This is a genomic window from Pelomonas sp. SE-A7 (assembly GCF_030345705.1).
Classification (GTDB): domain Bacteria; phylum Pseudomonadota; class Gammaproteobacteria; order Burkholderiales; family Burkholderiaceae_C; genus JAUASW01.
The window spans coordinates 1625763-1643615 of sequence record NZ_JAUASW010000001.1 but is presented as its reverse complement, the minus strand read 5'-3'; the positions used below and the strand labels follow the sequence as shown (position 1 = coordinate 1643615).

Genomic DNA, 17853 nt, shown 5'->3' with positions numbered 1-17853 from the left:
CTGATCGGAATTTATAGAGTCTCGCCATCTTCACCACAAGCTGGCTGCGGGCCAGAAGGAGCGCGACATGAACGAATCCTGGATCAAGCGCCTGCTGCTGGTTGCGGCCGCCTGGAACATCACCGGCGGCGCCAGCTCGCTGCTGGCTCCGGCCAATCACTTCGAGCAGATGTACTCGGTGGCGCCGGCCGCCAACGATGCGCTGCTGAATTACTTCTATCAATGCACCTGGATCAACGTGCTGGCCTGGGGCCTGGCCTATCTGCTGGCCGCGCTCTGGCGGCCTTCGCGTCCGGCGGTGCTGGTCGCGGGCGGCATCGGCAAGGCGGTCTACTTCCTGGCCTGTGTGGGCCTGTACCTGTCCGGTGCCGGCAAGCCACTGGTCATGGTGTTCGGAGTCGGTGACCTCTTGATGGCCGCGCTGTTCGGCTGGGCACTGCTGTCGACCCGGAGCGAGATCGATCGATCGACCGCAGGCCTGAACGCCAAGCTGGCTCGTTAGGAATCGAGGTCTCCGGAGCCGCCGGTCAATTCCACCAGGAAGCATCTTCATGCACGCTCCAGTCTCCCGGCTCGGCCTGATGTTTGCCGCGCTGCTGGCGCTGTTCGTCGGCCCGGCTGTGGCCGGCAGCCTCGACGAAGCCAACGAGCAGACGCGCCAGCTGCTGCGCAAGACCATGCAGGAGCGGCGCATCCCGGGCCTGCAGATCGCCGTGGTCCAGGACGACCGCCTGGTGCTGTCCGAGGCCTATGGTCTGTCGCAGGTCGAGAACAAGGTGGCGGCCACGACGCAGACGCTTTTCCCGCTCAATTCGGCCACCAAGTCCTTCACCGGCGTCGCCGTGATGCAGCTGGCCGAGGCCGGGCAGGTGGACCTTCAGGCGCCGCTGTCACGCTACCTGGATGATCTGCCGCCGGCCTGGCAGCAGGTCCGCGTGCGGCAGCTGCTGGCCCACACCTCGGGCCTGCCCGACATCGTCGACGAGCCGGGCCCCGTGACCGGCGCGACCGAGGCCGACATGTGGAAGGCGGTGAAGCAGCGTCCGGTTCTTGCCCCGGCCGGCGAGTGTTTTGCCTACAACCAGACCAACTATGGCCTGCTGGCCCAGATCATCGTCAAGCAGGGTGGCAAGCCCTACGAGCGCTTCATGGCCGAGCGTCAGTTCGCCGTGGCCGGCATGCGGCAGGCAAGCTTTGGCGACAGCTACGACCTGCTGCCCAATGCGGCCACGATCTACAGCTATTTCCCGCGCCGGACGCTGGCGCAGGACGATGGCAACCGCCTGTCGCGCTGGATCTACGACATCCCCTACAGCCTGAATGCCGGCGGCGGTCTGCAGACCACGGCCGAGGACGTGGCGCGCTGGCTGTTGGCGCTCTCGACCGGGCGGCTGATCAAGCCGGCCAGTGTCCAGGCCATGTGGCAGCCGGAGCGTCTGAACGACGGCAGCAGCGGTCCCTGGTCGGCCGGCTGGCCGGTGCTGGCCACCACGCCGCAGCGGCAGCTGGCTGGCATTGGCGGCAACCGCTCGGCCTTCATCGTCTACCCGGACCAGCGCCTCGCCATCGTGGTGCTGACCAACCTGGTGGGCGGCAATCCGGAGCGCTTCATTCCTCAGATCGCGGCGCTGTACAAGGCCTCGGACCGCCAGCGATAGGCGCCTTGAATCGGGCACTTGCCGCTAGGATGGCCGACCGCCTGTTCATATGGAGGTCGAAATGCTGCGCTGGCTCCTGCCCTTTGCCCTGGTGCTCGCCTCGCTGTCTCTGGCCGCCGAGCCGCCGGGCGACGTCGAGCAGATCCGCGCCAAGCGCCTGGCCTACAACGATGCCATCGCGGAGCGGCGCATCGAAGGCTTCGCCGCCGTGCTCGCACCCGACATGGTGGAGGTGACCAGCAACGGCACCGTCACCCGCGGGGTCAAGGACATGGCCCAGGGCTATGCGGACCAGGAGTTCAAGAATCCCGACTTCGTCCGCTATGAGCGCCTGCCGGCCTCCATCGAGATCAGCCCCAACCAGCAGGTCGCGGTGGAACGGGGACGTTGGCGCGCCCTCAACCGCCAAGGCATGACGCGCAGCGGTGTCTACCAGGCGGGCTGGGTCCGCGCCGCCGATGGCTGGCGCATCAAGACCGAGGCCTATGTGTCCTTGCCCTAGGAGCCAGGGGAGCGAGTCCAGGCCGGGCCTCAGGGGCGGCGGCTGTTCCGCTGCCGCTCCCTCAACATGAAGAGATAAAGGCCTTCGACCTTCTCGCGGGCCCAGGGTGTCTTGCGCAGTAGCTTGAGGCTGGACTTGATGCTGGGCTCGAAGGCGAAGCAGCGCAGCGGAATGCGCTCGTCGAGTCCGGCCCAGCCGTATTCCTCGACCAGGGCGGTGAGGATGGCCTCCAGCGTCAGGCCGTGCAGCGGATTGCGGGGCTGGGCGGGCGGCGGGGCGGTTTCGGTCATGCGGCCATTGTCGTGGCTGACGCTTCAGGTTTGCGTTTGCGCCCGAACAGGCCCGGCAAGGTCCGTCTTTTCGGCCGGCCGGCGGCGGCCCCGGGGCTTACCCTCGAGCCCCGCCTCTCCGTGCCTTCACCACCATGGACCTGCAAAGCCTGCTCTCCCTGAGCGCCCGATCCGACAGCTCGCTGACGCAAGCCGATTCGGGCAAGAAGGCGGTGACCACAACGGACCAACTGGCCAAGCTGTCGCCGGCGCTGGCCAAGGCACGCGACCGCGTGGTGGCGCAGGAGCAATCCACTGCCACCTCGCTGTCGACCTTGGGCCGCTACAAGGCGGCGCTGGCTGCACTGGGTACGAGCAGCGGAGCGCTGGCCAAGCTGGGCGGGGCCAGCTCGGCGGCGAGTATCCAATCCGCGCTGCAGACCTTCGTTGCGGACTACAACGCCGCGATGGCCGGCGCCCGCCAATCGGCCGGTGCCGGCGCGGGCGCCGACCTCGGCACCTCGAACCTGCTGAGCGATCTGCGCCGTGCGCTGGCCACCACGCCTCGCGTGGGCTCGACCAGCCTGCGCTCGCTGGGGCTGGCCACACAGGCGGACGGCAGCCTGAAGCTGGATGCCAAGGTGCTGAAGTCGGCGCTGGCTTCGGCCTCGGCCGACGGCGCCAGCGTGCTGTCACAGCTGGGCGCCACGGTGGGCAAGGCGGTCGATGCGGGCCTCAGTGGCACGGGCCGGCTCAGCTCGGCCATGAGCAGCCTGGACGGCCGCCTGGCGGCTTTGAAGAAGCAGGAGAATGCGCTGCTGGCGGCGGCCGAAAAGATGGCGGTGGCCCCGACCGATCCCAGCAGCGCCGCCGTTGCCAAGGCCTTGCAGCAGGCCTATCAGACCGGTCAGTAGGCATCAAGGAATCTCGGCATGGCTCCGGCGCTCTACGGCCACCCTTTTTCTTCCTACACGCAAAAGGTGCTGATCGCGCTTTACGAGAACGGCACGCCTTTCGAGTTCCGCTGCCTGAGCCCGGACCATCCCCAGCACCTGGCGGACTGGCAGCGGCTCTGGCCGCTGGGCAAATTCCCCTTGCTGCTGGATGGCGAGCGCAGCGTGGTCGAGACCAGCATCGTCATCGAATACCTGCAGCAGGCCCACGCCGGGCCGGTGCGCCTGCTACCTGAGGCGGCCGACGAGTTGCTGGAGGTCCGCTTCATGGACCGCTGCTTCGACCTGCATGTGATGAGCCCGATACAGCATGCGGTGGGCGGCGCGCTGTCTGGCAACGAAATCCAGCGGGACGAGGCGCGTGCCTTTGCCGCCCAGAAGCTCGAGATGGCCTATGGCTGGCTGGAGCAGCACCTGGCCGGCCGCGAATGGGCCTCCGGTGGCGGCTTCAGCCTGGCCGATTGCGCGGCGGCGCCGTCGCTGTTCTATGCCGACTGGACCCACCGCATCAGCGAGATCTATCCGGTGCTGCGGGCCTACCGGGCGCGGTTGCTGGCGCGGCCTTCGGTGGCGCGCGCCGTCGATGAGGCCCGGCCCTACCGCCCGCTGTTTCCGCTCGGAGCGCCGGGCCGCGACTGACCGTGGCTAGAGGCCCTTGAACAGATGGGCGTACATGCGGCTGACGCCCAGCCGGTCCTTGGAGCCGCGCAAATGCAGGGTCAGCTTGCCGGCCTCGTCGCGTACCGCGCGTTCGATGGCATCCGAGCGCACGACCAGGCTGCGGTGGATCTGCCAGAAGCGTTGCTGATCCAGCTGTGGCAGCAGTTCGCGCAACGAGACACGCACCAGGTGCTCGCGGGTCTCGCCTTCGACCACCACGCGCACGTACTTGTCGGCCGCCTCGAAGTAGAGCACCTGCTCGACCGGCACCATCAGGATCTGGTTGCCCACGGCGACCTGCAGCAGGCGCAGCGGAGCGGCCGGCGCGGCCGCGGCCGCGGCCACCGGGCCGCCATTGCCAAGCAAACCGCGCAGCTGCTGGACCGCCGCCTGCAACGCATCGGGCTGCGGCGCCAGCGAGGCCTTGAGCCGATCGACCGTTTGCGCCAGCCGCTCGGGCTGGACCGGCTTGAGCACATAGTCCACCGCGGCATGCTCGAAGGCCTGCAGCGCGTACTGGTCGTAGGCGGTGACGAAGACCAGCTTGGGAAAGGGCGTGCCTTCGGGCCAGTCCTCGGCCATGGCCGCCGCGGCTTCGAGGCCGCTCATGCCGGGCATGCGGATATCCAGGAAGCAGACCTGAGGCCTGTGGGCCAGGGCGGCATCTACTGCCGCCTGGCCATGAGCCGCCTGGGCCACGATCTGCAGCTCGGGCCAGAGGCGGGCCAGCTCCTGGCGCAGGTTCTCGGCCAGCAGGGCCTCGTCTTCGGCGATCAGCGCGGTGGGTAGGTTCATGGCATCGGAATCGAAAGTGTGACCAGGGTGCCGCCGCCCTCGGCCGGTGCAATCGCCAGCGTGGCGGCTTCTCCATAGCGGGTTGTGAGCCGCTCGCGGACCTGTTGCAGGCCGAAGCCCGTGCCTTCGACGGACGGCGCGGCGGCTGGCGTCGACAGGCCGGCGCCGCCATCGCGCACGCTCAGCAGCAAGACCTGGCCCTCACGGCGTGCACTGATCACCAGGTCGCCACCTTCCACATGCGGTTCCAGTCCATGCTTGATCGCGTTTTCCACCAGCGGCTGCAAGAGCAGCGGCGGAATGTCGATGGCGGCGAGTTCGTCGGGCAGCTCGAAATGCGGGCGCAGACGGCTGCCCATGCGCACCTGCATCAGGGCCAGGTAGTCGGAGAGTCGGGCGAACTCGGCCGACAGCGGATGGCTGCCGCTGCGCGAGGCCTGCAGCGTGGCGCGCAGGAAGGCGATCAACTGGTCCAGCATGGCCTGGGCGCGCACCGGGTCCATGCCTATGAGCACGCGCAGGTTCGCCAGGGTGTTGAACAGCATGTGGGGTTCCAGCTGCGATTCGAGCAGGCGCAGCCGGGTTTCGGCCGCGATTCGCGCGGCCTGCTGCACTTCCATTCGCGCCGCTTCCAGGCGGGCCCGACCGATGAAGAAAGTGGTGATGGCTGCCCCCGGGACTATCGCGATGAACAGCATGGCAAGTGCCCGGCGCGGATCGGTCTGAAACATGCCGGGACCGTTGATGTCGGTCATCCAGCGGGCCAGGGCGGTACCGACTTCAAAGCCGAGCACCGTGCCGAACAACAGCGTGCCGGCCTCGTACCACCAGCCTTCAGCCTGGAGCCCCAGTCCCTGCTTCACCAGCCATTCGGTGGAGCGTCGGATCAGCTGGGTGAACATTGAGCAGCAGGTGGCGATGGACAGGCAGAACACCAGCGTGGCGACGATGGGCTGATGGAGCACCAGGACCAGGCCCACGGTGACGGCGCCGCCGGTGATCAGGATGATGGCCAGCTGGATCAGGGCCCAGCGCAGCCAGTCGCGCCGGCTGCGCTGCTTCCAGGACTGGCTGGTGACGGGGCTCATCAGGCGTAGGCCGGGGCGGCGCGGCGGGCGCTGCCGAGGATGTTGAGCGAACGGCCCAGGAAGGCGCCGCTGAGCAGGCCGAACAGGGCACTGAAGCCGCTGGCGATGGCGGTCTGGCCGGCGTAGTCCGGATGGAAGGCCAGACTCATGCCCAGCGCGAACTTGGCGCTGAAGATGGTCAGCATCAGGGCCAGCGGCAGCCAGCTGCCGGGCACGCGGAACAGGCCGGTCGCACGTTCAAAGCGGGCGGCACCGGGCCAGCCGCTGTAGCGAAGCAGGGCCACGCTGCTTGCCAGGCCAGCGGCCCAGGACAGCAAGGGGGCCGGGTTCAGGCCAAAGGAGTTCTGCACGCCCCAGGCGCCGTAGATCAGCCAGATAGCCGGCAGCAGCATCAGGCGGTTGCGGCTCATCAGCTGTTCGCGGCTGAGCCGCAAGCCCATGAAAAGCAGGAAGGCCAGCAGTGCCCAGACCCAGACGGGGACATGGAACAGGATTTGGATCAGTGTTTGCATGGCGGTCGGGACTTGGGGTTGCGATGGACCGGACTGTGAAGGCCGGTCCGCCGCGTCGCCATGCCGCCGCGACGGTACGCCCGGAGCCGGCGCGAAATGCAGCTCCAGGGCGCGAAAAGACGGGGCTTCAACGACGCCGCTTGGCACCGCCACCGCCCAGCATGCTGCCCAGCACGCCGCGGATGATCTCGCGGCCCACGGCCGAGCCCATGGAGCGCAGGGCCGACTTGGCGGCCGTCTCGGCCAGGCCTTCGTGGCGGCCGCCGCGCGGGCCGGTGCTGCCAAACAGCACGTCCTTGAGCCCGCCCAGCATGCCGCCACCCTCATCGGTCGGAGCCGGCGCAGGTGCTGGCTCCTGCTGCTGCGGCATCGGCGTGGGAGCCGGTCCGGCCGGCTGGCCGGCCGCCGGTGGCGTGGCCACGCCCTTGAGCTTCTCGTACGCCGATTCGCGGTCCAGGGCCTTGTCGTAGATGCCGGCCACCAGCGAGTTCTGGATCAAGGCCTGGCGCTGGGTCGGCTGTATCGGCCCGATCTGGCTGCCCGGCGGTAGCACGAAGACCCGCTCGGTCACGCTGGGTCGGCCTTTTTCGTCCAGCAGGCTGACCAGGGCCTCGCCCACGGCCAGCTCGGTGATCGCGGTTTCGATGTCGAGGCCGGGCTTGGCCCGCATGGTCTCGGCCGCGGCCTTGACCGCCTTCTGGTCGCGCGGCGTGAAGGCGCGCAGCGCATGCTGGACCCGGTTGCCCAACTGGCCCAGCACCGAGTCGGGAATGTCCAGCGGGTTCTGGGTCACGAAATAGACGCCCACGCCCTTGGAGCGCACCAGGCGCACCACCAGCTCGATGCGCTCGACCAGGGCCGGCGCCGCATCCTTGAACAGCAGGTGGGCCTCGTCGAAGAAGAACACCAGCTTGGGCTTGTCCTGGTCGCCCACCTCGGGCAGGGTCTCGAACAGCTCGCTCAGCATCCACAGCAGGAAGCTGGCGTAGAGCCGAGGCGAGGCCAGCAGCTTGTCGGCCGCCAGGATGTTGATCACGCCCTGGCCGGTCTCGGTCTGCATCAGGTCGGCGATGTTGAGCATGGGCTCGCCGAAGAACTTGTCGCCGCCCTGGGCGTCGATCTGCAGGAGTCCGCGCTGGATGGCGCCAATGCTGGCGGCCGAGACATTGCCGTATTCGGTGGTGAACTGGGACGCGTTGTCGCCCACATGCTGGAGCATGGCGCGCAGGTCCTTGAGGTCCAGCAGCAAGAGGCCGTTGTCGTCGGCGATCTTGAACACCAGCTGCAGCACGCCGGCCTGGGTCTCGTTCAGCGCCAGCATGCGCGCCAGCAGCAGCGGGCCCATGTCAGAGACGGTGGCCCGCACCGGATGGCCCTGTTCGCCGAACACGTCCCACAGCGTGGTGGGGCAGCGCAGGGCGGTGGGGGCGTCGATGCCGCGCTCCTTGAGCACGGCCAGCAGCTTCTCGGACGGTGCGCCGGTCTGCGAGATGCCGGTCAGGTCGCCCTTGACGTCGGCCATGAAGACCGGCACGCCGAGCTGGCTGAAGGACTCGGCCAGCTTCTGCAGGCTGATGGTCTTGCCGGTGCCAGTGGCGCCGGTGATCAGGCCATGTCGGTTGGCCAACTGCGGCAGCAGCAGGCATTCGGTCTCGCCATGGCGGGCGAGCAGGATGGGATCGGCCATCGGGGCTCCAGGTCGGGCGGCATTAAAATCGCAGTCTATCCAACAACATTCCGGGCCAGGAGCAAGCCAAGATGGCAGGTCATTCGAAGTGGGCGAACATCCAGCACCGCAAGGGCCGGCAGGACGAGAAGCGCGGCAAGATCTGGACTCGCGTCATCCGTGAAATCACGGTGGCGGCGCGCCAGGGTGGCCCGGACATCAGCGCCAATCCCAGATTGCGCCTGGCCATCGACAAGGCCAAGGCGGCCAATATGCCGGCCGACCGCATCAAGTACAACGTGGACAAGGCCTCGGGCAACCTGGAAGGCCTGACCTACGAGGAAATCCGCTACGAGGGCTACGGCATTGGCGGTGCGGCCATCATGATCGACACCATGACCGACAACCGCGTGCGCACCGTGGCCGAGATCCGCCACGCGTTCAGCAAGTACGGCGGCAGCATGGGCACGGACGGCTCGGTGGCCTTTCAGTTCAAGCATTGCGGCCAGCTGGTATTCGCACCCGGCGCCTCGGAAGACAAGATCATGGAGATCGCGCTGGACCATGGCGCCGAGGACGTGGTCACCGACGAGGACGGTGCCATCGAGGTGCTGACCCCGCCGGCCGAATTCGAGAAGGTCAAGCAGGCGCTGGAGGCCGCCGGCCTCGTGCCCGAGCTGGCCGAAGTCATCATGCGGCCCGAGAACACCATCGAGCTGGCCGGCGAAGATGCCGAGCGCATGCAGAAGCTGCTCGACGTCTTCGAGGACCTGGACGACACCCAGGCCGTCTATCACAACGCTAGCTTGCCCGCATGAAAGTCCTAGTCATTGGCAACGGCGGGCGCGAGCATGCGCTGGCCTGGAAACTCTCGCAGAGCCAGCGTGTCTCGCAGGTCTTCGTGGCGCCCGGCAACGGCGGCACGGCGCATGACCAGCGCTTCCGCAATGTGCCCATCAGCGACGTGAAGGCCCTGGCCGATTTCGCCGCGGAAAAGAAGATCGCGCTGACCGTGGTCGGCCCCGAGGCCTGGCTGGCGCAAGGCGTGGTCGACGAGTTCCGTGCCCGCGGCCTGCGCATCTTCGGCCCGACCAAGGCGGCGGCCCAGCTCGAATCGAGCAAGGCCTTCGCCAAGGACTTCATGAAGCGCCACGGCATCCCGACCGCGGCCTACGAGAACTTCACCGATGCTGCCGCCGCCCACGCCTATGTGGACGCGCAGGGGGCGCCCATCGTCATCAAGGCCGACGGCCTGGCGGCAGGCAAGGGCGTGGTCGTGGCGATGACGCTGGCCGAGGCCCACGAGGCCATCGACTGGATCCTGGCGGACAACAAGCTGGGCGTTGTCCACAACGAGGGCGGTGCCCGCGTCGTGATCGAGCAGTTCCTCGAAGGCGAGGAAGCCAGCTTCATCGTGCTGTGCGACGGCAAGAATGTGGTCTCGCTGGCCACCAGCCAGGACCACAAGCGCCTGCTGGACGGCGACCAGGGCCCGAACACCGGCGGCATGGGCGCCTACTCGCCGGCCCCGGTGGTGACGCCCAATGTCCACGCCAAGGTGATGCACGAGATCATCCATCCGACCGTGGCCGGCATGGCCCGCGACGGCATCCCGTTCACCGGCTTCCTCTATGCCGGGCTGATGATCGATGCCGAGGGCAATCCGCGCACGGTCGAGTTCAACACCCGCATGGGCGACCCCGAGACCCAGCCCATCATGATGCGCTTCAAGAGCGATCTGCTCGAGGTATTGCTCCATGCAACGGACGGCACGCTGGACCAGGTCGAACTGCAGTGGGACCGCCGCGTGGCGCTGGGCGTGGTGCTGGCGGCCGAGGGCTATCCGCTGACGCCGCGCAAGGGCGATGCGGTCACCGGGCTGCCGGCCGAGTCGGAGGACGCGATGGTGTTCCAGGCCGGCACGGCCGAGCAGGACGGCCAGCTGGTCACCAGCGGTGGCCGCGTGCTCTGCGTCACGGCGCTGGGCGAATCGGTCAAGGTGGCCCAGCACCGTGCCTACGAGGCTCTGGGTTCCATCCAGTTCGCCGGCAAGCAATACCGCCAGGACATAGGCCACCGGGCGGTCAAGCGTTGAGCGCCGAATCGCTGCCCCGCCTGATCCCGGGCCGTGCCGAATTCAAGGCGCCGGGCAGCGCCCTGGCGCGCGGCCTTCTGCGCCTGGCCGGCTGGACGCTGCGCTACGACGGCTTGTCCGGCGGGCAGGGCGTGATCATGGTGTATCCGCACACCTCGAACTGGGACTTCATCCTGGGCATCCTGGTCAAGTGGGCCTTCGGCATCCAGGCGCGCTGGTGGGGCAAGGACAGCCTGTTCAAGGTGCCGCTGCTCGGCCCCTGGTGCCGGCGCATTGGCGGCATTCCGGTGGACCGGGCGAACGCCAGCGGCCTGGTCGGCAACACCGCCGACCAGATGAAGGCGGCGCGCACGCGCGGCGAGCTGTTCTGGCTGGCCGTGGCACCCGAGGGCACGCGCTCGCTGACCACCGGCTGGCGCTCGGGCTCCTACCATGTGGCGGTGCAGGCCGGCGCGCCGGTGGGCCTGGCGTACTTCGACTTCGCGACGCGCACCGTGGGCCTGACTCATTTCGTCGAGCTGAGTGGCGAGCCGGAGCGTGACTTCGCGCTGTTCGCCCAGCTGCTGGCGCCCTACAAGGGCAAGCGCCCCGAGCTGGCCGGCCCGGTCAAGCTGCGGACCTGAGCAAGAACAAGCATGGACACGCAAGCAGTACGCGACTACCTGCTGGGCCTGCAGGGCCGCATCATCGATGCGCTGCAGGCGGCCGATGGCGGCGAATTCATCAGCGACGGCTGGCAGCGCGAGCCGGGCGGCCGCCTGGAGGGCGACGGCCTGTCGCGCCTGATCGAGGGCGGCTCGGTGTTCGAGCGCGGCGGCTGCAATTTCTCCCATGTACGGGGCCGGGTCTTGCCGCCTTCGGCCACCCAGCACCGGCCGGAGCTGGCGGGCTCGCCTTTCGAGGCCATGGGCGTCTCCCTGGTCATCCATCCGCAGAACCCCTTCGTGCCGACGGTGCACATGAACGTGCGCATGTTCGCCGCGCTGCCGGCTGACCGCGAGCCGGTGGTCTGGTTCGGCGGCGGCATGGATCTGACGCCGTACTACGGCTTCGAGCGCGATGCCCAGCATTTCCACCGAAGCTGCCGCGAGGCGCTGGCGCCGCATGGCGCCGAGCTCTATCCGCGCTTCAAGGCCTGGTGCGACGAGTACTTCTTCCTGAAGCACCGCAACGAGCCGCGCGGTGTGGGCGGCATCTTCTTCGACGACTATGCGGAGGGCGGCTTCGACGCTGCTTTCGCAACCCTGCGTTCGGTGGGGGATGCCTTTCTGCCGGCCTATCTGCCCATCGTCGAGCGCCGCCAGGGCTATGCCTATGGCGAGCGCGAGCGCGACTTCCAGGCCTACCGCCGCGGCCGCTACGTGGAGTTCAATCTGGTGTTCGACCGCGGCACGCTGTTCGGCCTGCAGTCGGGCGGGCGCACCGAATCCATCCTGATGTCCATGCCACCGCAGGTGAAGTGGCGCTATGACTGGAAGCCGGAGGAGGGCACGCCCGAGGCGCGGCTGTACAGCGACTTCCTGCGGCCACGCGACTGGGCCGACGAACCGGCCACCCATCTATGGCTGTAGACCAGGCCTCCCGTGTGGGCCTGTTCGGCGGCAGCTTCGATCCGCCGCATGAGGCCCACCGGGCCCTGGCCCTTTGTGCGCTTGAAGAGCTGGGCCTGGACCGCGTGGTCTGGCTGCCAGCCGGCCAGCCCTGGCAGAAGGCAGGCCGGCAGCTGGCGCCGGCCGCCCACCGGCGTGCCATGGTGGAACTGTTGATCGAGGGCGAACCGCGCTTCGAGATCGACGACAGCGAGCTGCGGCGCGCAGGCGCCAGCTACACGGTGGACACGCTGCGCGAACGGGCGGTGAGCCACCCGGGCGAGCAGCTGTTCCTGATCATCGGCCAGGACCAGTACGCGAGGCTGCACACCTGGCGTGACTGGCCCGAGATCCTGAACCGCGCCACCCTGGCTGTGGCGGCGCGCTCGGGCGATGCCATCCTGGCCTCGCCCGAACTGCAGGCGACAGCCCACAAGATGCTGCCGCTGGCCCTGCCGGCGCTGCAGCATTCATCGACCGAAGTGCGCGCCAGAGCGGCGCGCCACGAGGACCTCCGCCCCATAGTGGGCAACGCGGTCGCGGGGTATATTGCCCGGCACCGGCTTTACGAGAAGAGTGAGTACTGAATGGACATTCGCAAGCTGCAACGCGCCATCGTCGATGGTCTGGAAGACGTGAAGGCCCAGAACATCCAGGTCTTCAACACCGAGCATCTGTCGCCGCTGTTCGAGCGGGTCATCATCGCCTCGGGCACCAGCAACCGTCAGACCAAGGCGCTGGCTTCCAGCGTGCGCGAAACCGTCAAGGGCCGGGGCATGCAGGTCATGCGCTGCGAGGGCGAGGACAACGGCGAATGGATCATCGTCGACTGCGGCGCCGCCGTGGTCCATGTGATGCAGCCGGCCATCCGCGAGTACTACCACCTCGAGGAAATCTGGGGCGGCAAGCCGGTCAAGCTGAAGCTGGGCGACGGCGAGGTCAGGCTGGTCAAGGCCTCGGAGCCCATGGACGACGACGAGGACGAGGCGCCGGCCAAGAGCAAGAAGGCCAGCAAGGCCGTCAAGGCGCCAGCCAAGAAGGCTGCGCCCTCCAAGCCCGCCAGCAAGGTGACCGGCACCAAGGCGCCGGCTGCCAAGAGCCCGGCCAAGAAGGCCGCGCCCGCTGCCAAGAAGCCAAGCCCTGCCGGCAAGAAGGCCGCGCCCGCCAAGAAGGCCGCCACCCGTACCGTTGGCACCAAGGCCGCCAAGCCGGTCAAGACCATCACGGTCGGCGCGGCCAAGAAGTCGGCACCGGCCAAGAAGGCCGCGATCGCCAAGCCGGTTGCTCGCAAGGCTGCCGCCAAGCCCGCTGCCAGGCCTGCTGCCAAGAAGGCCGCGCCCGCCAAGAAGACGGCGCGCTAAGCCTTCGCCATGCGGCTCTGGCTTGTTGCCGTCGGCCAGCGCCAGCCGGCCTGGGCCGACACGGCCTACGAGGACTTCGCCAAGCGCTTTCCGCCCGAGCTCCGGCTGGAGCTGAAAGCGGTCAAGGCGGAGCCGCGCGGCGCCGGCAAGTCGGTGGAGCAGATGATGGCGGCCGAGGCCGCCCGCATCGAGGCCGCGCTTCCCAAAGGCGTGCGCCGCATCATCCTGGATGAGCGCGGCGAGCGCCGCACGACCATGCAATTGGCCGAGCGGCTCAAGCTCTGGATGGGCGAGGGCCGCGATGCCGCCCTGGTGATAGGCGGGCCCGATGGCCTGCATCCCGACTTCAAGGCCACGGCCGACGAGACGCTGCGCATCTCGGACCTGACCCTGCCTCACGCTTTCGCCCGCGTGCTGCTGGCCGAAGGCCTTTATCGCGCCTGGACCGTGATGGTCAACCATCCCTACCACCGAGAATGAGCGCCTTGCCGTCCTTCGAATTCATCTACCTGGCCTCGCAGAGCCCGCGCCGCCGCCAGCTGCTGGAGCAGATTGGCATGAAGCTGGAGTTGCTGCTGCCAGGGCCGGAAGAAGATGCCGAGGCGCTTGAAGAAGTGATTGCAGGCGAAAAGCCTGAGGCCTATGTGGAACGGGTGACCCAGGCCAAGCTGGATGCGGCCCTGGTCCGCCTGGGCCGCCGTGACTTGAAGCCGGCACCGGTGCTTTGCTCGGACACCACCGTGGCCCTGGGCGACCGCATCCTCGGCAAGCCGGCCGATGCGGACGATGCGCTGGCCACGCTGGAGAGCCTGGCCGGCCGCCGCCATCGCGTGATCACGGCCGTGGCCGTGGGCCTGGGCGAGCGGCGCCTGACGCGGCTGAGCGTTTCAGAGGTCGAGTTCGCGCCGGTTTCGCGCGAGCGCCTGCAGCGCTATGTAGACAGCGGCCAGCCCTTCGGCAAGGCCGGGTCCTATGCGATACAGAGCGATGCCGCGGTCTGGATCACGCACATCGCCGGTAGCTATTCGGGCATCATGGGCCTGCCGCTCCACGAGACGGCGGTGCTGTTGCAGCAATGGGGATTCGAGGTCTGAACCGGACATGGAAGACATCCTGATCAACTGGTCGCCGCAGGAAACGCGGGTGGCCATCGTCGAGAACGGCTCGGTGCAGGAGCTGCACATAGAGCGCACGCTGGAACGCGGCCTGGTCGGCAACATCTATTCGGGCAAGGTCGCGCGGGTGCTGCCCGGCATGCAATCGGCCTTCATAGACATTGGCCTGGAGCGTGCCGCCTTCCTGCATGTGGCCGACCTGCACGTCAACGGCAGCCGGCCCCACCACGCCGAGAGTGGCACGGCCGTGCCCATCGAGCGCCTGGTGTTCGAAGGCCAGGCGCTGACGGTGCAGGTGATCAAGGACCCGATAGGCACCAAGGGTGCGCGCCTGTCCAGCCAGATCAGCATCGCCGGCCGCATGCTGGTCTTCCTGCCGCAGGACAACCACATCGGCATCTCGCAGAAGATCGGCTCGGCCGAGACCCGCGAGCAGCTGCGCGCCCGCATGCAGGCCCTGGTGGGCAGCCCGGAAGAGGGCGGAGGTGGCGGCTTCATCCTGCGCACCAATGCCGAGGACGCCAGCGACGAGGAACTGGGCGCCGACATTGCCTACCTGCGCAAGACCTGGGCCACCATCCGCGAGCGTTCGTTCCGCTCGCCGCCGGGCACGCTCCTGCACCAGGACCTGAGTCTGGTCGAGCGGGTGCTGCGCGACCTGACCACCGAGCGCACGGGCTCCATCCGCATCGATTCGAAGATGCAGTTCGACGTGCTGCAGGGCTTCGGCGAGACCTTCATGCCGGCGGCCACCGAGAAGCTGGAGCATTACCGCGGCGAGCGGCCGATCTTCGACCTCTGCAACATCGACACCGAGCTGGACAAGGCTCTGGCCCGGCGCGTCGACCTGAAGTCGGGCGGCTACCTGATCGTCGACCAGACCGAGGCGATGACGACCATCGACGTCAACACCGGTGGCTTCGTCGGTGCCCGCAATTTCGACGACACCATCTTCAAGACCAACCTGGAGGCGGCCGGCGCCATCGCGCGCCAGCTGCGGCTGCGCAACCTGGGCGGCATCATCATCGTCGACTTCATCGACATGACCCGCGAGGAGCACAAGAACGCGGTGCTCAGCGAGTTCCGCAAGCAGCTCAGCCGCGACCGCACCAAGGTGACGGTGGGTGGCTTCACCCAGCTTGGCCTGGTGGAGATGACACGCAAGCGCACCCGCGAGTCGCTGGCCCGCATGCTCTGCGAGCCCTGCCCGACCTGCGAGGGCCGCGGCCAGGTCAAGACGGCGCGCTCGGTCTGCTACGACATCATGCGGGAGATCCTGCGCGAGGCCCGCCAGTTCTCGCCTCGGGAGTTCCGCGTGGTGGCGGCGGCCAACGTCGTGGAGATGCTGCTCGACGAAGAGAGCCAGCATCTGGCCGGCCTGTCGGACTTCATCGGCAAGCCGATTTCGCTGTCGGCCGAGCCGACCAACCAGACCGAGCACTACGACATCGTCCTGCTCTGACCGGGGTATTACCGATAGCGGTGCGACGGCCACCGCACAAAATCCGCCGCTTCCCCTGAGAGGAGGCGAGGCGATGGAGCAGTTGGCGATCGAGACGCGCGGACTGCGCAAGCGCTTTGGCAGCGTGCAGGCGGTGGACGGGCTGGACTTGCAGGTGCGGCGCGGCGAGGTGTTCGGCCTGCTGGGCCCCAATGGTGCCGGCAAGACCACGAGCATGGAGATGCTCGAAGGCATCAGCACGCCGGACGAGGGCGAGCTGAAGCTGCTGGGGCTGGACTGGCGCAAGGACGGTGCGGCGATACGGCCGCGCATCGGCGTGCAGTTCCAGATCACCGAACTGGACGACCGCATCAAGGTGCGCGAGGCGCTGGAGCTGTTCAGCAGCTACTACGCCCGGCCGCGTCCGGTGGCCGAGATGCTGGCCCAGGTCAGCCTGCAGGAGCAGGCCGAGTCCTTCCAGAGCAAGCTCAGTGGTGGCCAGCGCCAGCGCCTGGCCCTGGCCTTGGCGCTGATCCACAACCCGGAGCTGGTGTTCCTGGACGAGCCGACCACCGGCCTGGATCCACAGGCCCGCCAAGGCCTGTGGGACATGGTGCGCCAGCTCAAGGCCGAGGGCCGCACCGTGCTGCTGACCACGCACTACATGGAAGAAGCCGAGACCCTTTGCGACCGCGTGGGCATCATGGACCGCGGCCGCCTGCTCGAGGTCGGCACGCCGCGCGAACTGATTGCCGCACTGAAGCGCAGCGACTTTGCCGAGATCGAATTCGCAGCCGGCTCGCAGGCCGGGCCGCAGGCGCTGGCGGCGCGCACCGGTCTGGCCATCGAGGCCAAGGCGGGCCATTGGGAGGTGGCGCTGAGCTCTACCCAGCGCGACTTGCGGGCCCTGCTGGATGGCCTGGAGGCCGAGGGTCTGCCCATGAGCCGCCTGCATCTGCGCAAGTCCAGCCTGGAAGACGTCTTCCTCCATCACACCGGCCGCAGCCTGAGGGACTGAGAGATGAACGCGAGCTTCTTGTCGAGGATGTTCTGGCGCCAGTTGCAGATGGGCCTGCGCCTTTACCTGCGCGAGCCGCAGGCCCTGTTCTGGTTCGCCGGCTTTCCGATCGCGATGCTGATCGTGCTGGGCCTGGTGTTCGGCGGGCCGGCCAAGCCGCAGCCGCTGGTCTGGGCCCATGCGGCCGACGAGGGTCCCGATGTGCTGCTGCTGGAGAAGGCCTTGAGCGAGCGCGGGCTCAAGCTGGAGCGCATGGAGGTCGAAGCGGCCGAGCTCCGCTGGCGCCAGGGCAAGCTGGTGGCCCTGCTGGAAGGCGAGGCCGGCGCGCCCCGGCTGCGCATCAACAGCTACTTCGGCGGCCAGGGCATGCAGGTCGAGGCCTTGCTGCAGCAGGCGGCCCTGGCGGTGCAGGCAAGGCGCACCGGCGTCGAGCCGCCGGCTCCCGTGCCCGTGGACCTGCTCAGCCCGGGCGGTCAGCGCGAGGGCAATTACGTGGCCTTCCTGCTGCCCGGCCTGCTGGGCCTGAACCTGATGATGATGGGCGTGTTCGGCGCCACCATGACCGATGTGGCCCTGCGCGAGAAGGGCCACTACAAGCGGCTCTCAGCCACGCCGCTGCCGCGCTGGGTGTTCATGGGGGCCCAGGTGGTCGAGCGCATCGTCGTACTCTTCGTCGGCTCGGCCCTGCTGCTCCTGACCGGCTACCTGGCCTTCGGGCTGAGCAGCCGCGGCAGCCTGGTGGCCCTGTTCCTGCTGATGGCCCTGGGTGCGACCTGCTTCATCAGCCTGGGCTATGTGCTCGCCAGCCTGGCCCGCAATGTGGAGTCGGCCAATGGGCTGGCGAATCTGGTCTCCATGCCGCTGATGCTGCTGTCGGGCGTCTACTTCTCGCTGGATGCCGCGCCGAGCTGGCTGCAGGCCGCCATGTCCTGGCTGCCGCTGATGCCTTTGCTCGACGCGATGCGAGCGGTCTACAACGACGGCGCCACGCTGGCCAGCCAGACCGGGCCGCTGGCAATCATGGGTGGCTGGGCGCTGCTGTTGTTCGCAAGCGCTACAAGGCGTTTCCAATGGCGCTGAGGGCCGTGCGGCGGCTGAGGCAGAATGCTGCCCCGGATGTCTGATCGACGG

The 17853-nt window shown here is 68.1% G+C and carries 21 protein-coding genes; 16 read left to right on the top strand and 5 right to left on the bottom strand.

What is annotated here, in order from left to right:
* The first annotated feature begins 67 nt into the window (after nucleotides 1–67).
* The 3 genes from QT382_RS07470 to QT382_RS07460 all read left to right on the top strand — a co-directional run bounded on the left by QT382_RS07470 (nucleotide 68) and on the right by QT382_RS07460 (nucleotide 2160).
* On the top strand, nucleotides 68–502 hold the full coding sequence (locus QT382_RS07470; protein WP_289253402.1) for a hypothetical protein: 435 nt from the start codon (nucleotides 68–70) through the stop codon (nucleotides 500–502).
* Nucleotides 503–551: 49 nt separating this feature from the next.
* Nucleotides 552–1658: a serine hydrolase domain-containing protein gene (locus tag QT382_RS07465; RefSeq protein ID WP_289253401.1), complete on the top strand. Its 1107-nt coding sequence runs from the start codon at nucleotides 552–554 to the stop codon at nucleotides 1656–1658.
* Nucleotides 1659–1719: 61 nt separating this feature from the next.
* Nucleotides 1720–2160 carry a nuclear transport factor 2 family protein gene (locus QT382_RS07460; protein ID WP_289253400.1) on the top strand — a complete coding sequence of 147 codons (441 nt, stop codon included), beginning with the start codon at nucleotides 1720–1722 and terminating at the stop codon, nucleotides 2158–2160.
* A gap of 29 nt (nucleotides 2161–2189) precedes the next feature.
* Here QT382_RS07460 and QT382_RS07455 read toward each other — a convergent pair whose 3' ends face one another.
* The gene (locus tag QT382_RS07455; RefSeq protein WP_289253399.1) at nucleotides 2190–2450 is read right to left on the bottom strand and encodes a VF530 family protein; all 261 of its coding nucleotides are present in this window, start codon (nucleotides 2448–2450) and stop codon (nucleotides 2190–2192) included.
* A 134-nt stretch (nucleotides 2451–2584) separates the two neighbouring features.
* Between QT382_RS07455 and QT382_RS07450 the strand changes: the two genes are divergently transcribed.
* Nucleotides 2585–3343 carry a flagellar filament capping protein FliD gene (locus tag QT382_RS07450; protein WP_289253398.1) on the top strand — a complete coding sequence of 253 codons (759 nt, stop codon included), beginning with the start codon at nucleotides 2585–2587 and terminating at the stop codon, nucleotides 3341–3343.
* Nucleotides 3344–3361: 18 nt separating this feature from the next.
* Nucleotides 3362–4021: a glutathione S-transferase family protein gene (locus QT382_RS07445; RefSeq protein ID WP_289253397.1), complete on the top strand. Its 660-nt coding sequence runs from the start codon at nucleotides 3362–3364 to the stop codon at nucleotides 4019–4021.
* 6 nt (nucleotides 4022–4027) lie between these two features.
* Here QT382_RS07445 and QT382_RS07440 read toward each other — a convergent pair whose 3' ends face one another.
* The 4 genes from QT382_RS07440 to QT382_RS07425 all read right to left on the bottom strand — a co-directional run bounded on the left by QT382_RS07440 (nucleotide 4028) and on the right by QT382_RS07425 (nucleotide 8124).
* Nucleotides 4028–4837 carry a LytR/AlgR family response regulator transcription factor gene (locus QT382_RS07440; RefSeq protein ID WP_289253396.1) on the bottom strand — a complete coding sequence of 270 codons (810 nt, stop codon included), beginning with the start codon at nucleotides 4835–4837 and terminating at the stop codon, nucleotides 4028–4030.
* Entirely contained in the window at nucleotides 4834–5925 is a 1092-nt protein-coding gene (locus QT382_RS07435) for a sensor histidine kinase (protein WP_289253395.1), read from the bottom strand. Before QT382_RS07435 ends, QT382_RS07440 begins: the two co-directional genes overlap by 4 nt.
* Nucleotides 5925–6437 carry a DUF6622 family protein gene (locus tag QT382_RS07430; protein WP_289253394.1) on the bottom strand — a complete coding sequence of 171 codons (513 nt, stop codon included), beginning with the start codon at nucleotides 6435–6437 and terminating at the stop codon, nucleotides 5925–5927. The genes QT382_RS07435 and QT382_RS07430 overlap by 1 nt, the downstream gene beginning before the upstream one ends.
* A 127-nt stretch (nucleotides 6438–6564) precedes the next feature.
* A complete protein-coding gene (locus tag QT382_RS07425) occupies nucleotides 6565–8124 on the bottom strand; it encodes a helicase HerA-like domain-containing protein (RefSeq protein ID WP_289253393.1) in 1560 nt (519 codons plus the stop codon).
* Nucleotides 8125–8195: 71 nt separating this feature from the next.
* Here QT382_RS07425 and QT382_RS07420 point away from each other — a divergent pair, with 71 nt between their 5' ends.
* The 11 genes from QT382_RS07420 (at nucleotide 8196) to QT382_RS07370 (ending at nucleotide 17802) form a co-directional block, all read left to right on the top strand.
* The gene (locus QT382_RS07420; protein ID WP_289253392.1) at nucleotides 8196–8921 is read left to right on the top strand and encodes a YebC/PmpR family DNA-binding transcriptional regulator; all 726 of its coding nucleotides are present in this window, start codon (nucleotides 8196–8198) and stop codon (nucleotides 8919–8921) included.
* Nucleotides 8918–10198 (top strand): phosphoribosylamine--glycine ligase, encoded by a 1281-nt coding sequence (purD, locus tag QT382_RS07415; RefSeq protein WP_289253391.1) that lies wholly within the window; start codon nucleotides 8918–8920, stop codon nucleotides 10196–10198. Before QT382_RS07420 ends, purD begins: the two co-directional genes overlap by 4 nt.
* Nucleotides 10195–10821 carry a 1-acyl-sn-glycerol-3-phosphate acyltransferase gene (locus QT382_RS07410; RefSeq protein WP_289253390.1) on the top strand — a complete coding sequence of 209 codons (627 nt, stop codon included), beginning with the start codon at nucleotides 10195–10197 and terminating at the stop codon, nucleotides 10819–10821. Before purD ends, QT382_RS07410 begins: the two co-directional genes overlap by 4 nt.
* 12 nt (nucleotides 10822–10833) lie before the next feature.
* Complete coding sequence (gene hemF / locus QT382_RS07405; RefSeq protein WP_289253389.1) at nucleotides 10834–11769, top strand: oxygen-dependent coproporphyrinogen oxidase; 936 nt, start codon at nucleotides 10834–10836, stop codon at nucleotides 11767–11769.
* Nucleotides 11760–12374: a nicotinate-nucleotide adenylyltransferase gene (nadD, locus tag QT382_RS07400; protein ID WP_289253388.1), complete on the top strand. Its 615-nt coding sequence runs from the start codon at nucleotides 11760–11762 to the stop codon at nucleotides 12372–12374. The genes hemF and nadD overlap by 10 nt, the downstream gene beginning before the upstream one ends.
* Entirely contained in the window at nucleotides 12375–13148 is a 774-nt protein-coding gene (gene rsfS / locus QT382_RS07395; protein WP_289253387.1) for a ribosome silencing factor, read from the top strand. It begins immediately after the preceding gene.
* Between the two features lie 9 nt (nucleotides 13149–13157).
* Entirely contained in the window at nucleotides 13158–13628 is a 471-nt protein-coding gene (gene rlmH, locus QT382_RS07390) for a 23S rRNA (pseudouridine(1915)-N(3))-methyltransferase RlmH (protein WP_289253386.1), read from the top strand.
* Nucleotides 13625–14242, top strand: a complete 618-nt coding sequence (locus tag QT382_RS07385) for a Maf family protein (RefSeq protein WP_289253385.1) — start codon at nucleotides 13625–13627, stop codon at nucleotides 14240–14242. The genes rlmH and QT382_RS07385 overlap by 4 nt, the downstream gene beginning before the upstream one ends.
* A 7-nt stretch (nucleotides 14243–14249) precedes the next feature.
* The gene (rng, locus tag QT382_RS07380) at nucleotides 14250–15725 is read left to right on the top strand and encodes a ribonuclease G (protein WP_289253384.1); all 1476 of its coding nucleotides are present in this window, start codon (nucleotides 14250–14252) and stop codon (nucleotides 15723–15725) included.
* A 73-nt stretch (nucleotides 15726–15798) separates the two neighbouring features.
* Nucleotides 15799–16722 carry an ABC transporter ATP-binding protein gene (locus QT382_RS07375; RefSeq protein WP_289253383.1) on the top strand — a complete coding sequence of 308 codons (924 nt, stop codon included), beginning with the start codon at nucleotides 15799–15801 and terminating at the stop codon, nucleotides 16720–16722.
* A 3-nt stretch (nucleotides 16723–16725) separates the two neighbouring features.
* The gene (locus QT382_RS07370) at nucleotides 16726–17802 is read left to right on the top strand and encodes an ABC transporter permease (RefSeq protein ID WP_289253382.1); all 1077 of its coding nucleotides are present in this window, start codon (nucleotides 16726–16728) and stop codon (nucleotides 17800–17802) included.
* Nucleotides 17803–17853 lie beyond the last annotated feature (51 nt).

Excerpts from the sequence above, each read along its gene's own strand:
- QT382_RS07470 (WP_289253402.1), top strand. The coding sequence starts at position 68 with ATGAACGAATCCTGGATCAAGCGCCTGCTGCTGGTTGCGGCCGCCTGG.
- QT382_RS07465 (WP_289253401.1), top strand. The coding sequence starts at position 552 with ATGCACGCTCCAGTCTCCCGGCTCGGCCTGATGTTTGCCGCGCTGCTG.
- QT382_RS07460 (WP_289253400.1), top strand. The coding sequence starts at position 1,720 with ATGCTGCGCTGGCTCCTGCCCTTTGCCCTGGTGCTCGCCTCGCTGTCT.
- QT382_RS07455 (WP_289253399.1), bottom strand. The coding sequence starts at position 2,450 with ATGACCGAAACCGCCCCGCCGCCCGCCCAGCCCCGCAATCCGCTGCAC.
- QT382_RS07450 (WP_289253398.1), top strand. The coding sequence starts at position 2,585 with ATGGACCTGCAAAGCCTGCTCTCCCTGAGCGCCCGATCCGACAGCTCG.
- QT382_RS07445 (WP_289253397.1), top strand. The coding sequence starts at position 3,362 with ATGGCTCCGGCGCTCTACGGCCACCCTTTTTCTTCCTACACGCAAAAG.
- QT382_RS07440 (WP_289253396.1), bottom strand. The coding sequence starts at position 4,837 with ATGAACCTACCCACCGCGCTGATCGCCGAAGACGAGGCCCTGCTGGCC.
- QT382_RS07435 (WP_289253395.1), bottom strand. The coding sequence starts at position 5,925 with ATGAGCCCCGTCACCAGCCAGTCCTGGAAGCAGCGCAGCCGGCGCGAC.
- QT382_RS07430 (WP_289253394.1), bottom strand. The coding sequence starts at position 6,437 with ATGCAAACACTGATCCAAATCCTGTTCCATGTCCCCGTCTGGGTCTGG.
- QT382_RS07425 (WP_289253393.1), bottom strand. The coding sequence starts at position 8,124 with ATGGCCGATCCCATCCTGCTCGCCCGCCATGGCGAGACCGAATGCCTG.
- QT382_RS07420 (WP_289253392.1), top strand. The coding sequence starts at position 8,196 with ATGGCAGGTCATTCGAAGTGGGCGAACATCCAGCACCGCAAGGGCCGG.
- purD (WP_289253391.1), top strand. The coding sequence starts at position 8,918 with ATGAAAGTCCTAGTCATTGGCAACGGCGGGCGCGAGCATGCGCTGGCC.
- hemF (WP_289253389.1), top strand. The coding sequence starts at position 10,834 with ATGGACACGCAAGCAGTACGCGACTACCTGCTGGGCCTGCAGGGCCGC.
- nadD (WP_289253388.1), top strand. The coding sequence starts at position 11,760 with ATGGCTGTAGACCAGGCCTCCCGTGTGGGCCTGTTCGGCGGCAGCTTC.
- rsfS (WP_289253387.1), top strand. The coding sequence starts at position 12,375 with ATGGACATTCGCAAGCTGCAACGCGCCATCGTCGATGGTCTGGAAGAC.
- rlmH (WP_289253386.1), top strand. The coding sequence starts at position 13,158 with ATGCGGCTCTGGCTTGTTGCCGTCGGCCAGCGCCAGCCGGCCTGGGCC.
- QT382_RS07385 (WP_289253385.1), top strand. The coding sequence starts at position 13,625 with ATGAGCGCCTTGCCGTCCTTCGAATTCATCTACCTGGCCTCGCAGAGC.
- rng (WP_289253384.1), top strand. The coding sequence starts at position 14,250 with ATGGAAGACATCCTGATCAACTGGTCGCCGCAGGAAACGCGGGTGGCC.
- QT382_RS07375 (WP_289253383.1), top strand. The coding sequence starts at position 15,799 with ATGGAGCAGTTGGCGATCGAGACGCGCGGACTGCGCAAGCGCTTTGGC.
- QT382_RS07370 (WP_289253382.1), top strand. The coding sequence starts at position 16,726 with ATGAACGCGAGCTTCTTGTCGAGGATGTTCTGGCGCCAGTTGCAGATG.